12 protein-coding genes are annotated in these 14,179 nt (G+C 64.8%); 11 read left to right on the top strand and 1 reads right to left on the bottom strand.

All coding sequences use genetic code 11. The features are described 5' to 3' along the window. Positions 1-44: 44 nt before the first annotated feature. From fabD to dnaN, 4 genes are all read left to right on the top strand, one after another. Positions 45-980 carry an ACP S-malonyltransferase gene (gene fabD / locus EDF57_RS03365; protein ID WP_132263220.1) on the top strand — a complete coding sequence of 312 codons (936 nt, stop codon included), beginning with the start codon at positions 45-47 and terminating at the stop codon, positions 978-980. Between the two features lie 109 nt (positions 981-1,089). Next, positions 1,090-1,854, top strand: a complete 765-nt coding sequence (gene fabG, locus EDF57_RS03360; protein WP_134093072.1) for a 3-oxoacyl-[acyl-carrier-protein] reductase — start codon at positions 1,090-1,092, stop codon at positions 1,852-1,854. A gap of 22 nt (positions 1,855-1,876) precedes the next feature. After that, positions 1,877-2,329: a GNAT family N-acetyltransferase gene (locus EDF57_RS03355; RefSeq protein WP_134093268.1), complete on the top strand. Its 453-nt coding sequence runs from the start codon at positions 1,877-1,879 to the stop codon at positions 2,327-2,329. A 186-nt stretch (positions 2,330-2,515) separates the two neighbouring features. Then, on the top strand, positions 2,516-3,634 hold the full coding sequence (gene dnaN, locus EDF57_RS03350; RefSeq protein WP_134093071.1) for a DNA polymerase III subunit beta: 1,119 nt from the start codon (positions 2,516-2,518) through the stop codon (positions 3,632-3,634). A 124-nt stretch (positions 3,635-3,758) separates the two neighbouring features. Here dnaN and EDF57_RS03345 read toward each other — a convergent pair whose 3' ends face one another. Next, the gene (locus tag EDF57_RS03345; protein ID WP_134093070.1) at positions 3,759-5,129 is read right to left on the bottom strand and encodes an FAD-dependent oxidoreductase; all 1,371 of its coding nucleotides are present in this window, start codon (positions 5,127-5,129) and stop codon (positions 3,759-3,761) included. A gap of 186 nt (positions 5,130-5,315) precedes the next feature. Between EDF57_RS03345 and EDF57_RS03340 the strand changes: the two genes are divergently transcribed. From EDF57_RS03340 to EDF57_RS03310, 7 genes are all read left to right on the top strand, one after another. Next, complete coding sequence (locus tag EDF57_RS03340) at positions 5,316-8,024, top strand: EAL domain-containing protein (RefSeq protein WP_134093069.1); 2,709 nt, start codon at positions 5,316-5,318, stop codon at positions 8,022-8,024. Positions 8,025-8,090: 66 nt separating this feature from the next. Then, a complete protein-coding gene (gene lepA / locus EDF57_RS03335; protein ID WP_132263211.1) occupies positions 8,091-9,893 on the top strand; it encodes a translation elongation factor 4 in 1,803 nt (600 codons plus the stop codon). A 456-nt stretch (positions 9,894-10,349) separates the two neighbouring features. Beyond that, on the top strand, positions 10,350-10,919 hold the full coding sequence (locus tag EDF57_RS03330; protein ID WP_132263209.1) for a helix-turn-helix transcriptional regulator: 570 nt from the start codon (positions 10,350-10,352) through the stop codon (positions 10,917-10,919). A gap of 54 nt (positions 10,920-10,973) precedes the next feature. Further along, on the top strand, positions 10,974-11,324 hold the full coding sequence (locus EDF57_RS03325) for a hypothetical protein (RefSeq protein ID WP_243840850.1): 351 nt from the start codon (positions 10,974-10,976) through the stop codon (positions 11,322-11,324). 61 nt (positions 11,325-11,385) lie between these two features. Continuing rightward, positions 11,386-11,895, top strand: coding sequence for a hypothetical protein (locus EDF57_RS03320; protein ID WP_134093068.1), 510 nt, complete (start codon positions 11,386-11,388; stop codon positions 11,893-11,895). Beyond that, positions 11,793-12,431 (top strand): JAB domain-containing protein, encoded by a 639-nt coding sequence (locus EDF57_RS03315; RefSeq protein WP_134093067.1) that lies wholly within the window; start codon positions 11,793-11,795, stop codon positions 12,429-12,431. The genes EDF57_RS03320 and EDF57_RS03315 overlap by 103 nt, the downstream gene beginning before the upstream one ends. Positions 12,432-12,528: 97 nt before the next feature. Beyond that, on the top strand, positions 12,529-14,178 hold the full coding sequence (locus EDF57_RS03310; RefSeq protein WP_134093066.1) for an alpha-D-glucose phosphate-specific phosphoglucomutase: 1,650 nt from the start codon (positions 12,529-12,531) through the stop codon (positions 14,176-14,178). The last annotated feature ends 1 nt before the right edge of the window (position 14,179 follow it).

Genomic DNA, 14,179 nt, shown 5'->3' with positions numbered 1-14,179 from the left:
CAGGGCGCATCCGTAGGGCCCGCCGGACAGAAGGAGCCGCCAAGATGCGTGCATTCGTTTTCCCCGGACAGGGCAGCCAGAAGGTCGGCATGGGCGCCGAACTCGCCGAAGCCAGCGCCGTCGCGCGCGAAGTCTTCCAGGAAGTGGACGAGGCGCTCGGCCAGAACCTCTTCCGCGTGATGACGCAGGGCCCCGAGGAGGAACTGACCCTCACCGAGAACGCCCAGCCCGCGATCATGGCCAATGCCATCGCCGTGCTGCGCGTGCTGGAGAAGGAAGGCGGCGTAACGCTGGCCGACAAGGCGGACTTCGTTGCCGGCCACTCGCTGGGCGAATATACCGCGCTCTGCGCCGCCGGTGCCTTCAGCCTTGCCGACACCGCGCGTCTGCTGAAGCTGCGCGGCCAGTCGATGCAGGCGGCCGTTCCGGTCGGCCTTGGCGCGATGGCGGCACTGCTGGGTGCGGACATCGAGAAGGCCACCGAACTCGCTGCTGCTGCGGCCGAAGGTCAGGTCTGCACTGTCGCCAACGACAACGATCCCACGCAAGTCGTGATCTCGGGCCATCGCGAAGCCATCGAACGCGCCGTCGCGTTGGTGAAGGACTTCGGCATCAAGCGCGGCGTGCTGCTGCCGGTTTCGGCGCCGTTCCACTGCCCGCTGATGCAGCCCGCCGCCGACGCCATGGCCGAAGCCCTGGGCAAGACCCCTCCCGGCAGCCTGCATGTGCCGCTCTTCGCCAACGTCACTGCCTCGGTCGTCACCGATCCTGCCGAAGTCCAGCGCCTGCTGGTCGAGCAGGTCACCGGCCGCGTCCGCTGGCGCGAAAGCGCGATCGCCATGCGCGAGGCGGGCGTCGAGACCTTCGTCGAACTCGGCGGCAAAGTGCTCGGCCCGATGATCAAGCGCTCGGCCGGTGAGGTGGAGGTGATCTCCGCCGTGACCATGGCCGAGATCGAGGAACTGGCCAAAACCCTTTGATCCGCGTCGTCCCGGGCTTGACCCGGGACCGCAGGAGGCTTGAAGAAAGGTCCGTTCAGCGGGCCAGCGCTCCCCGCCTTGGGAGAGCGCGTCACGGAGATTTGAAAAGATGTTCAACCTCAACGGAATGACCGCCCTCGTCACCGGCGCCTCGGGCGGCATCGGCTCCTCGATCGCCCGCGCGCTGGCCGCGCAGGGTGCGCGCCTGGCTATCTCGGGCTCGAATGCCGACAAGCTGCGCGCCTTCCGCGACGAGCTGGACGAGCACACCCCGCAGCATGTGCAGGATGTCGACCACGTCGCCATCGCCTGCAACCTCGGCGATCCCGAGCAAGTGGAGAAGCTGGTTCCTGCCGCGCTCGAATCGCTCGGCAAGATCGACATCCTCATCAACAACGCCGGCATCACCCGCGACAATCTCGCCATGCGGATGAAGGACGAGGAGTGGGATCAGGTCATCAAGATCAACCTCGAATCGACCTTCCGCCTGATGCGCGCCGTCACCAAGCCGATGATGAAGGCGCGCTTCGGCCGCATCATCAATGTCACCTCGGTCGTCGGCACCACCGGCAATCCCGGCCAGATGAACTACTGCGCGGCCAAGGGCGGCATCACCGCCATGTCGAAGAGCCTCGCGCAGGAACTCGCCAGCCGCAATGTCACTGTGAACTGCGTCGCGCCGGGCTTCATTCGCACCGCGATGACCGACGTTCTGCCCGATGCGCAGAAGGACGCGCTGAACGGCCGCATCCCGATGGGCCGCATGGGCGAGGGCGACGATATCGCTGCCGCTGCCGTGTTCCTCGCCTCGAAGGAAGCGGGCTACGTCACCGGCCAGACGATCCACGTCAACGGCGGCATGGTGATGATCTGACAGGACGCGCGGGGTCGTGCGGATGGTGAGGGTCGAACCTTGCGATCCGCGCGAGCCCGATGCGGTCGCGGTGATGGCGCGCCTTTCGGGTGCGCTCGCCGCGATCACCGGCGATGGCGGCACGGCCTCGTTCGATCCGTCCGACGTCCTCGTGCCCCGCTCCCTTTTCGTGCTGGTGCGGGACGGGGCGGGCGCTGCGATCGGTTGCGGCGCCTATCGGCCTCTCGAAGGCGATATGGCCGAGATCAAGCGCATGTATGCCGAGCAGGGCTGCGGCGCGGCGCTCCTGGCCAAGCTGGAAAGGGCTGCATCGGCCGATGGCTATCGGCAGGTCTGCCTTTCCACCCGCAAGATCAACGAACGGGCGACGGCCTTTTATCGGCGGCACGGCTACCTGCCCATTGCGCCTTATGGGCGATATGCGGGCCGGAAAGAATCGATCTGCCTGGGCAAGGCGTTGATTGAAGCAATTTGACGGGGCGGCGCACGAAACGCGTTCGAAGTGGACGAAAAACGTCTAAAGTCCCCTCATTTATCCCCAGATTCACCGGTACCCGGTCAATACTCGCTTGCCGCATGCCTTCCGTTCGCTAGAGATATTCGTCCTGAAATTCGGGATGTTTTGCATCCCTTGCCCGATCAAGGGGGACTAAAGGCTGTCATGAAGGCCACCATCGAACGTTCCACGCTCCTGCGCTGCCTGTCGCACGTGCAGTCCGTTGTCGAGCGGCGCAATACCATTCCCATTCTCTCGAACGTCCTGATCGAGGCCTCGGGCACCGGGTCCTTGCGCATCATGGCGACCGACCTCGATCTGCAGGTCGTCGAGACGCTTGGCGTCGTCTCGGTCGAGCAGGCCGGCGCGATCACCGTTTCCGCCCACTTGCTGTTCGACATCGCGCGCAAGCTGCCCGATGGGAGCCAGGTGAGCCTCGACGCTTCGGACAACCGCATGGTCGTGAAGGCCGGACGCAGCCGCTTCCAGCTTCCCACCTTGCCGCGCGACGATTTCCCGATGATCGCCGAGGGCGAGCTGCCAACCAGCTTCGAGATTCCGGCCGCCACGCTGGGTCAGCTGATCGACCGCACGCGCTTTGCGATCTCGACCGAAGAGACGCGCTATTACCTCAACGGCATCTTCCTCCACGTTTCGGAAGAGGAACTGAAGGCCGCGGCTACCGACGGCCACCGCCTTGCGCGCTTCACCCTGGCCCGCCCGGACGGCGCCGAGGGCATGCCCGATGTGATCGTGCCCCGCAAATGCGTGGGCGAGCTGCGCAAGCTGCTTGAAGAAGCGCTCGATACCAATGTCCTGGTCGATCTTTCGGCCAGCAAGATCCGCTTCACTCTGGGCGGCGAGCACGGCGTTGTGCTGACGAGCAAGCTGATCGACGGCACGTTCCCCGATTACACGCGCGTGATCCCGACCGGCAACGACAAGCTGCTCAAGATCGATCCCAAGAGCTTCTTCGAAGGCGTGGACCGCGTGGCGACCATCGCCACCGAGAAGACCCGTGCCGTGAAGATGGCGCTGGAGCAGGACCGCGTGACCCTGTCCGTCACTTCGCCCGATAACGGCACGGCGGCGGAAGAAGTCCCGGCGGACTACTCTTCGGATGGTTTCGAGATCGGCTTCAACGCCAACTATCTCAAGGACATCCTGGGCCAGATCGACGGCGATACCGTGGAACTCCACCTTGCCGACGCCGGCGCGCCGACGCTGATCCGCCAGGACGAGAAGAGCCCCGCGCTCTATGTCCTGATGCCGATGCGCGTCTGACCGGACGGTTCGATCGAACAGGAAAAGGCCGGGGGTGCACCCCCGGCCTTTTTTGTTGGCGCCGTAACCGCCGCTGCCACCGCCGCCGTCCGGGCCGCCCTGGGCCCGGAGCGGCAGCCTGCTCTCAGCTTTCCTGGATCGAAGGGTGGGCCTTGGCGATCATGCGGTCCACTTCGGTGAACTTCTCGCGCGGGGCGCCTTGGCGGGCATTGGCGACTTCGGCCTCGTCGATCTTCTGCCACTCGGTGAACTTCACGTAATCGATCCCTCGCTCGGCGGCGAGGGCGTCGAAACCGGGACGCCCGGCCTTGCCGCTGCCGGCTTCGCCCAGGGCGCCGACATCGGCGTCGATCTTCTCCACGATGGCGAAACCATCGGGGCGGTTGGTGCCGATCGTGCCGGTCGGTCCACGCCGCGCCCAGCCGACGCAGTAGAGGCCGGGCATGATCCGCCCATCGACATTGGCAAAGCGGCCACCCTGCTCGTCGTAAGGCACGTCGGGAATGCGGGAGGTCTGATAGCCAATGCAGGCCACGACAATTCCGGCCGGCACATGATAAGTCTCGCCCGTTCCCACTGGCTTGCCGTCAACCAGCCGCGTGCGTTCCACCTCCACGCCTTCCACCCGGTCGGTGCCGAGTATGGCGCGGGGGGCGGCGAAGAAGTCGAACTCGATTCGCACGTCGCGGTCCGGGCAGGGCGCATCGTCGGCCGTGCCGGTGCCGTTGTCGTTCGCGCTGCCGCCCGCCATCGCGAAGCTGCGCAAGTGGCCCATGGTCTTGCGCATGCCCGGATCGAGCGCCGCGTCTTCCGCCAGGGGCGGCAGGTCGGCGGGATCGACGCGGGGGCAGGCGCGCGAGAGCTTCGCCAGTTCGCCCAGCTCCTTCGGCGTCATCGTCACCTGGTGCGGTCCGCGCCGCCCGAGAATGACGATGCGCCTGATCCGCGAGGCTTCGAGGGCGGTCAGAGCATGGGCGACGATATCGCTCCCCTCGAATTCGGCGCCGGACTTGGCAAGGATCCGCGCCACGTCGAGCGCGACATTGCCGTTGCCCACGACCACGGCCGTGTCATGCGCGAAATCGGGATGCAGCTCGGCGAATTGCGGATGTCCGTTATACCAGCCGACGAAGGAGGCGCTGCCGAAGACATTGGGCAGGTCTTCTCCCGGAAGGTCCAGCCTGCGGTCGTTGGGCGCGCCCGTGGCGAGGACGACGGCGTCGTAGAGGCCGCGCAATTCGTCGATCGAGATGTCCCGGCCCACCATGACATTGCCGACGAAGCGCACGTTCTCGCTGAGGGCGGTGGTTTCGTAGCGGCGGGCCACGCTCTTGATCGACTGGTGATCGGGGGCAACGCCGGTACGGATCAGGCCGAAGGGGACGGGCGAGGAATCGAAGATGTCGACCCGGACGCCGTCTTTCCATTGCTTGAGCGCTGCCTCGGCCGTGTAGTATCCGGCCGGTCCCGATCCGACGATGGCGATGTGTCGCATGGATTTTTCTCCCAAGCGGGCGGAACCTGGGCAAATGCGCCCGCCAGCAAAGAAGCAAACACGGCTGCGGACCGGCGGCAAGCGAAATCCGGCAGATCGGGCGAGATGTGCCATATCCGGTCGACAATGGGTTTGGTTGCCGGGACTTAACACTTTCGCAATGGCCGCGCGGCAATAGCCGATGCGATGGCGAGGAAGGGATTCAACAAGCTGCCGGGGGCACCGCGTGAAGACGCGCAGAACCCGCATGCCCCTGCGACTCGTCCCGAGGCCCAGAACCGGCCCGGCATTCCGAATTTCGCCTTTTTGCGCCCGCGCGGACCGAGCAGCGATCCCCTTCATTTCTTCATAGCCCGGCGCTGGGAACTCATGGCGCCGGCCATGGTCTGCATCATGGTGGGGCTGGGCGTCGTCTCGCACAGCGCGCCGGGCCGGCTGCCCCTGGCGCTGTCCTTTGCGGCCATGCTGCTCTGTCTTGGCGCGCCGCTGCTGGCGACCGTGGAGAACAGGCTCCATCATCGCAGCTGGAAACGCTACCCCCTGATGTTGCTGGCGGTGGCCATGCCCATGCTGCTCTTCGGCGTCGCTGCGGCGCAATGGACTCAGGATACCGCCGCGCTCGACTGGCGGCTGACCGTCAAGGGCTATGGCATTCTGGTTCTGCTCGCCACCGTGCTGCTCGACCGCCGCCTGACCTCGATCGTGGCCGCCACCGTCGGTCTCTGGGCCGGCGCCGCGGCGCATTCCGCTTCTACCGCGACCCTGGGCATGCTGGGCGCGGGGCTGGGCATCGGCCTTGTCGTGGCGATGCGCCAGGCGCGGCTCGGCGCCGAGGAATCGGCGCACCGGGCGGAGCAGGAACGCGAACGGCACCGTGCCGAGGAACTCCTGCGCGAATATGAGGATACCGGGCAGGGCTGGTTCTGGGAAACCGACCGCCGCGGCTGCATCGCCTATGTCTCGCCGCGCATTGCCGAACTGCTCGATACCGAACAGATCCAGCTTTACGGACGACCGTTCCTGAGCCTGTTCCGCCTGCGCGCGGAAGACCATGACAGCGAGCGGACGCTGGCGTTCCACCTCTCGACCCGCTCGTCCTTCCAGGACGTGACGGTGCGGGCGGCGACGAACGAGAAGGACGAGCGCTGGTGGTCGATCAACGGTCGCCCGGTGCTCGACCAGTTCCACAATTTCCTGGGGTTCCGCGGCTCCGGCATAGACCTCACCGAAACGCGCAAATCGCAGCAGCATGTCACTCAACTGGCGCGCTTCGATTCGCTGACCAAGCTGGCCAACCGGTTCCAGATGTCGGAATGGCTGGAAAAGGTCATCAACTCGCCCCGCATCGAGAACCGCGCCTGCGCGGTGTTCCTGCTGGATCTCGACCGCTTCAAGCAGGTCAACGATACGATGGGCCATCCGGCCGGCGACGCCCTGCTCAAGCAAGTGGCAGAGCGCCTGCGCGTGACCGTGGCGAACATGGGCCGGGTCGGACGGCTCGGCGGCGACGAGTTCCAGGTCATCCTGCCCGGCTATCACCAGCACGAGGGGCTCGGCCATCTCGCCCGCCGGATCATCGAGAATCTCTCGCAGCCCTATTCGATCGACGGCACCCGCGTCATCATCGGCGCTTCCCTGGGCATCGCCATGTGCCCCGAAGACGGCACCACGGTCGAAACGCTGATCCGCAATGCCGATCTCGCGCTCTATGCCGCCAAGGGCGGTGGCCGCGGGCGCCATCATTTCTACGACGACGATCTTCATTCCGACGCCCGCGAGCGCCAGCAGCTTGAACAGGACTTGCGCGACGCCATCGACGCGGGCGCGCTGGAGCTGCACTACCAGCCGCAAGTGCACACCACGACCGAGAAGATCACCGGATTCGAGGCGCTGCTGCGCTGGAAGCATCCCAAGCACGGCTATCTCTCGCCCGCCAAATTCGTGCCCGTGGCCGAGGAAACCGGCCTGGTGGCGGAAATCGGCGAATGGGCACTGCGAAAGGCCTGCAGCGATCTGGCCGGCTGGCCGCACGCGGTGCGCGTGGCCGTGAACGTCTCGCCGCTCCAGTTCGCCAATACCGAACTGCCGGCGATCGTCGCGCGCGCGATCGCCGATTCGGGCATCGATCCCGGCCGGCTCGAACTGGAAATCACGGAAAGCGTGTTCCTGGGCGAGGATATCTCCACCGAGGCGATGTTCAGCGCGCTCAAGGATGTCGGCGTGCGCCTGGCGCTCGACGATTTCGGGACCGGCTACTCCTCGCTCGGCTATCTGAAGAAGGCGCCGTTCGACAAGATCAAGATCGACCAGAGTTTCGTGCGCGGCGCCACCATCGAGGGCAGCCGCAACGGCGCGATCATTTCCTCCATCGTCAGCCTCGCCGAGGCGCTGGGCATGGAAACGACGGCGGAAGGAGTGGAGACGCTCGACGAACTCGATCTCGTACGCCTGCTCGGATGCAGCCACGTTCAAGGCTATATCTATGAAAAGTCGCTGACTTCCGCCGAAGTCGTGGCGCGGCTGGAGCGGGGGTTGATCGCGGTGGCCGTGGGCCCGCGCTCGGCCCGCGCACCGCGCCAGACCATGCTGCGCAAGGTCGTGCTGGAGCACGGCGGGCACATCTATCACGCCACGATCCGCAACATCTCCAGCACCGGCGCCATGGTCGAGGGCTTGTGGAACGTGCCCGCGGAGACCCAGTTCGGCATTCATCTCGCCGACGACAATGTCGTTCTGGCCACCGCGCGCTGGTGCCGGGAGGATCGCATGGGCGTGGAATTCGTCCGCCCGCTCGAACTCGATGCCACCGGCGGGGTGCAGTTCACGCCGGCCCGCGCCGGTCCGGAATCGGCTCCGGAAGGCGGCGATGCGGGATTGCTGCGCAAGGCCGGCTGACGCCCTACCCGAAAATGCGCGATCACCGCATTTTCAAACGATCCAAGCGCTGCTAACGGCGCTTCCATGACCGAACTCGCCCAGATCCGAAATTTCTCGATCATTGCCCATATCGACCACGGCAAGTCGACGCTTGCCGACCGTCTGATCCAGCGCACCGGTGGCCTCTCCGACCGTGAGATGAGCGCCCAGGTGCTCGACAACATGGACATCGAGAAGGAACGCGGCATCACCATCAAGGCGCAGACCGTGCGCCTGAATTACACCGCGTCCGACGGGCTCACTTATGAGTTGAACCTGATGGACACGCCGGGCCACGTCGACTTCGCTTATGAAGTCAGCCGCAGCCTGGCCGCCTGCGAAGGCGCGCTGTTGGTGGTGGACGCGGCGCAGGGCGTGGAAGCGCAGACCCTGGCCAACGTCTATCAGTCGATCGAGCACGACCACGAGATCGTCCCGGTCATCAACAAGATCGACCTGCCTGCCGCCGAACCCGAAAAGGTGCGCCACGAAATCGAGGAAGTGATCGGCATCGACGCTTCCGAAGCGGTGCTGGCTTCCGCCAAGTCGGGCATCGGCATCGACGAGATCCTCGAAGCCGTCGTCGCCAAGATACCTGCGCCGAAGGGCGACCGTACCGCGCCGCTGAAGGCCATGCTGGTCGATTCCTGGTATGACCCGTACCTGGGCGTCGTCATTCTGGTGCGCGTGATCGACGGCGTCATCAAGAAGGGCCTGAACGTTAAGTTCATGCAGGGCGGCACCGATCACCTGGTGGACCGCGTGGGCTGCTTCACGCCCAAGCGTATCGACCTGCCGGAACTGGGGCCGGGCGAGATCGGCTTCATCACCGCGCAGATCAAGGAAGTGGAGCAGGCCAAGGTCGGCGACACCATCACCACGGTGAAGGGCGGCGCGACGCAGGCCCTGCCGGGCTACAAGGAAGTGCAGTCCGTGGTGTTCTGCGGCCTGTTCCCGGTCGACGCCAACGACTTCGAGAAGCTGCGCGAATCGATTGGCAAGCTGCGCCTGAACGACGCCTCCTTCAGCTTCGAGATGGAATCGAGCGCGGCGCTGGGCTTCGGCTTCCGCTGCGGCTTCCTGGGTCTGCTGCATCTGGAAATCATCCAGGAGCGTCTGAGCCGCGAGTACGACCTCGACCTCATCACCACCGCGCCTTCGGTGGTCTATCGCCTGACGATGACCGACGGCACTGTGAAGGAATTGCACAACCCGGCCGACATGCCCGATCCGGTGAAGATCGACTTCATGGAAGAGCCGTGGATCAAGGCGGTGATCTACACGCCGGACGAATATCTCGGCTCGATCCTGAAGCTCTGTCAGGACCGTCGCGGTATCCAGAAGGACCTGACTTACGTGGGCGGCCGCGCCCAGGTGACCTACGAGCTGCCGCTGAACGAAGTGGTGTTCGACTTCTACGACCGTCTGAAGTCGATCAGCCGCGGCTATGCGAGCTTCGACTACGAGCAGATCGGGCTTCAGGAGGGTGACCTCGTGATGATGAACATCCTCGTGAACAACGAGCCGGTCGATGCGCTGTCGATGGTGGTCCACCGCAGCCAGGCCGAACCGCGCGGCCGTGCGTTGGTGGAACGCCTGAAGGAGCTGATCCCCCGGCACATGTTCAAGATCCCGATCCAGGCCGCTATCGGCGCCAAGGTGATCGCGCGCGAGACGATCTCCGCGATGCGCAAGGACGTGACCGCCAAGTGCTACGGCGGCGACATCACCCGTAAGAAGAAGCTTCTGGAAAAGCAGAAGGAAGGCAAGAAGCGCATGCGCGAGTACGGCAACGTACAGATTCCGCAGGAAGCCTTCATCGCCGCACTGCGCATGGGCGAGGAATAAGTCCCGCCTGACCCGGCGGCGGTTCGAATGACCGCCGCCGCCTTCCATCATTGAAACGCTTGTCCGTCCGCGCCGAGATGTCGGTGCGGGGTGGCCGGATGCTCGCGCTCTGGTTCGCGCCCGTTCCTGACCGGATGCGGGGTAATCAGTCCATTTCCGATCCAATTTCCCTTGGAATTCGCTGAAATCGGTTGCGACTCGTTGCCTGAGCAAGGTTGGTTAAGGTTCCCGACTTAGGTCGTGGATGGCTGACGGCGCGATTCGATGTCTTCAGCAATCGATTCCAGCGCCATGCCTTGGTCATAGTGGCCCGGCGATGAGTCCATTGTGGTTAAATTGGCGCCTGTAACGGGTTGATAGTACGTTTACAGACAACCTATAACTGCGTGGCAACGGTGGCGCGGATGAGGCACGACGGAACGAGGGTGGTTCGGTAGCGTTATGGAACTTGAGCGAATGGACGCTGGCGGCGACATGACGCAGTTTCAACGCATTCTTGCGATATTTCCCAGTCTGACTTCGAAACAGCACGAGGTGTTGGGCTTCGTCGCCGAAAACCGCACCAGCAAGGAAATTGCCTGGGAACTGGGCATTTCCGAAAGCGCCGTGAACCAGCGGATCGAAGGCGTTCGCAGCCGCACCGGATCGCCGCCGCGCGCCGAACTCGCCCGTGCTTACAGGCAGTTTCAACAGGACCAGGCTCAACCGGAACAGGTTCAGCCGGACCTGGCAGCAGCCTGTAATCCGCTACCAGAGAAGAATCCTCAGGTTCCGACCGTTTCCCTCTTCGATGAGGATCGGGGCAGGGACGAACTGGTCGAAAGGCTCACGCTTGCCGACGGCGCCACATTCAAGGTGACGGCGCCCTGGCAGGAAGAGAATTTCTCCCGGGTCGTTCCGGAGGTGCTCGATGGAGCGAACGCGGGTCTCAGCCGCACGGCCGCCATGATTGCCATCGCCGGGGGATTGCTCCTCGTCGCGGTGTTCGGTCTGGATCTGGCCACCAAGCTGAGCAGCCTGCTTTGACCCAGCCTCCTGCCACGATTGAGACACGCGCATCGGACGGGCCGATGCCGCTGGATGGGGGTCACTATGTCGATCACGATTTCCGCTGCTACCGCCCGGATCGCGCGCCAGCTTCCCGAGGCCGAACTTTCGCTCGATTCGGCTCTGCTCGCTTCGGCGCGCCTGATGGAATCGATGCTGCTGGCACGCCAGGCAGATGGCATCGCCACGTTTACCGGCCAGACCGCGCTGATGCGCCTGGCCAAGACCCAGCGCACTTTGCTCGAAAGCCAGAACGACATGATCCGCGTCCACCAGGAACTCCTGGGCATCGGCCGCGACATCAATGCGATTGCCGACGAGCCGGAAGCCTGCCCGGATCGCGCCCAGCTGGTGGACGACGCCGCCATGTTGCGATCGGCCTAAGCGACCCAGGTACGATCGCGGGTTCCGCGCGTTTCGGGCGGCATGGCCATGGGGGGCTTGCATGCTGACCTGGGGCGCGCGGGCCTACGTTCAATATGGGCTCTACCTCATACTCTTCCTCTTGGCCTGGCGGCGCGGCGATGCACCTGAGCGCGTCCTTGCCGGGATCATGCTCGGCATGGTCGTGGTGGACCGGATCTATCATCTCGGCCGCGGCACGGACCTGCTGGTCTACCACGGGGTGGATGTCGTCCATCTGGCGATCGACACGTCGAGCCTGCTCGGCATCGGCTACGTCGCGCTTCATGCCAACAGGTTCTACCCTTTATGGATAGGTGGGGCGCAGATCATCGCCTTTTCGAGCCATTTCTATCGGCTGGGTCTCGTCGAAATCCAGACGACGGCCTATCAGGTGATGTCGATCATACCATCTTACGTGCAGCTGCTGGCGATGGCCCTGGGCCTGGCATGTCACATGCGGCGGCAGAAGAGACGGGGCAATTATCCGTCCTGGCGCAGATACTCCGCCCCGTCGTCGGCGCGGGGAGCGAGGTCGTTGCCCGCCGTCTGATTCGGCGCTTCGGCTCGCTGAGCACGATCTACACCGCTTCGGCCCAGGCGCTGGCGGACGAAATCGACGAATCGGGCATCAACAGCCGCGCCATCGCGGCAGTGATCGTCGCGGCGCGAGACCTTGCAGCCGTTGCCGGGCGGGAAACCCTGCTGGGCGAACCGATGAAGACGGGCAGTCCGGCTTTCCGCCAGTATCTCGCCAAAAGGCTGCTCGGCCGCCGCGAGGAATGCGTGATGGTGCTGTTCTTCACCCATGAAGGCCTGTTCATCGCGGAGGACTTCCACGTCGGCACGCGCCAATCCACCTGCGAACTGCCCTTGCGGCGGACGGTTCGCCGGGCTTTCGACCTCGACGCCCGCCGCTTGGTGATGGCGCACAACCACCCCTCCGGCGATCCCACACCCAGTGCCGACGACGTCCAGTCCACCCGGACTTTCCGACAGGTGATGGGGGCTCTGGAATTCAGCCTGGACGACCATTTCGTCGTCGCACGGGGGGGTATCTTCAGTATGAGTGACAACGGTCTGATTTAGATGGCGATTTGCCTTAAGGGACGTGCAACCGGATTGTCTTAGGGGCTATCTATACCGACACGCGCATTCACGCCGCACGCCTGCATGGAGATTGGGTTTGACCGACATCGTCACCGTACCGACCACGCCTTTCGAGGGACAGGCGCCAGGAACGTCCGGCCTGCGCAAGAAAGTGCGCGTGTTCCAGCAGCCGAACTATGCCGAGAACTTCATCCAGTCGGTGTTCGACGTGGTGAAGCCGCAGTCTGGCGCTGCTTCGGCAGAAGCGGCGCTGGTGATCGGCGGTGACGGCCGCTTCCACAATCGCGCGGTGATCCAGCAGGCGATCCGCATGGCCGCGGCCAATGGCTATGCCCGGGTACTGGTGGGGCAGGGCGGCATTCTTTCCACGCCGGCCGCCAGCAATGTGATCCGCCAGTACGGCGCCAGCGGCGGCCTGATCCTCTCGGCCAGCCACAACCCCGGTGGCCCGGATGAGGACTTCGGCATCAAGTACAACATCGCCAATGGCGGTCCTGCGCCGGAGGGCGTGACGGACGCGATCCTGGCGCGGACCAAGGAAATCAGCCTCTGGCTGACCGTGGACGCGCCGGACATCGATCTCGACATGCCGGGCGAAGTCACGGTTGGCGATATGGTGGTGCAGGTGATCGACCCGGTCGCCGACTATGCCGACCTGATGGAAGAGCTGTTCGACTTCGACGCGATCCGCAAGGCGGTCGCCAGCGGCTTCACGATGCGCTTCGACGCCATGAGCGCCGTCACCGGCCCTTACGCGGTCGAGATCCTCGAAAACCGGTTGGGCTTCGCTGCGGGCACCGTGGTCAACGGCACGCCGTTGGAAGATTTCGGCGGCCATCATCCCGACCCCAACCTGATTCACGCCAAGGAACTCTACGACCTCATGATGGGGCCGGATGCGCCGGACCTGGGCGCCGCATCGGACGGGGACGGGGATCGCAACCTGATCATCGGGCGCGGGCGCTTCGTTACGCCTTCCGATTCGCTCGCCATGCTGGCCGCCAATATCGAAATCGCGCCGGCCTATCGCGGCCGCCTTTCGGGCATTGCCCGTTCGATGCCGACCAGTGGCGCCGCGGATCGCGTGGCGGAAGCTCTCGGCATCCCGTGCTTCGAAACGCCAACGGGCTGGAAGTTCTTCGGCAACCTGCTCGATGCCGGATTGGTCACGATCTGCGGCGAGGAAAGCGCGGGCACGGGATCGGACCACGTGCGCGAGAAGGACGGGCTCTGGGCCGTGCTGCTCTGGCTGAACATCCTGGCCGTTCGCGACATCAGCGTGGACCAACTCGCCCGCACCCATTGGGCGCGCTTCGGCCGCAATTACTACGCCCGCCACGATTACGAGGCCGTCGATAGCCAGGCTGCCGCTGGCCTGATGTCCGAACTGAAGGGCGCGCTTGCGGACTTGCCGGGCAAGAGGTTCGGATCGCTCACCGTGTCCCATGCGGACAGCTTTGCCTATACCGACCCCGTGGATCAGTCGGTCAGCGAGAACCAGGGCGTGCGCGTGCTGTTCGAGGACGGCAGCCGCGTGGTCTTCCGCCTTTCAGGCACGGGCACCCAAGGCGCCACCTTGCGGGTCTATCTGGAGCGTTACGAGCCGGCGTCCGGCCAGATCGATGCGGATACCGGCGTCATGCTGGAAGCCCAGATCGCCGCCGCGCAGGAAATCGCCGGCATCGCCCGCCACACCGGGCGCATGGCGCCCGACGTCGTGACCTGAG

The organism is Novosphingobium sp. PhB55 (assembly GCF_004368805.1).
Taxonomy (GTDB): Bacteria; Pseudomonadota; Alphaproteobacteria; order Sphingomonadales; family Sphingomonadaceae; genus Novosphingobium.
Note: the sequence above shows the minus strand (reverse complement) of the source record. Positions and strands in the feature narration are given on the sequence as shown.

Bases quoted from the DNA above. Each gene is read 5' to 3' on its own strand.
- fabD (WP_132263220.1), top strand. From the start codon at position 45: ATGCGTGCATTCGTTTTCCCCGGACAGGGCAGCCAGAAGGTCGGCATG.
- fabG (WP_134093072.1), top strand. From the start codon at position 1,090: ATGTTCAACCTCAACGGAATGACCGCCCTCGTCACCGGCGCCTCGGGC.
- EDF57_RS03355 (WP_134093268.1), top strand. From the start codon at position 1,877: ATGGTGAGGGTCGAACCTTGCGATCCGCGCGAGCCCGATGCGGTCGCG.
- dnaN (WP_134093071.1), top strand. From the start codon at position 2,516: ATGAAGGCCACCATCGAACGTTCCACGCTCCTGCGCTGCCTGTCGCAC.
- EDF57_RS03345 (WP_134093070.1), bottom strand. From the start codon at position 5,129: ATGCGACACATCGCCATCGTCGGATCGGGACCGGCCGGATACTACACG.
- EDF57_RS03340 (WP_134093069.1), top strand. From the start codon at position 5,316: ATGGCGAGGAAGGGATTCAACAAGCTGCCGGGGGCACCGCGTGAAGAC.
- lepA (WP_132263211.1), top strand. From the start codon at position 8,091: ATGACCGAACTCGCCCAGATCCGAAATTTCTCGATCATTGCCCATATC.
- EDF57_RS03330 (WP_132263209.1), top strand. From the start codon at position 10,350: ATGGACGCTGGCGGCGACATGACGCAGTTTCAACGCATTCTTGCGATA.
- EDF57_RS03325 (WP_243840850.1), top strand. From the start codon at position 10,974: ATGGGGGTCACTATGTCGATCACGATTTCCGCTGCTACCGCCCGGATC.
- EDF57_RS03320 (WP_134093068.1), top strand. From the start codon at position 11,386: ATGCTGACCTGGGGCGCGCGGGCCTACGTTCAATATGGGCTCTACCTC.
- EDF57_RS03315 (WP_134093067.1), top strand. From the start codon at position 11,793: ATGTCACATGCGGCGGCAGAAGAGACGGGGCAATTATCCGTCCTGGCG.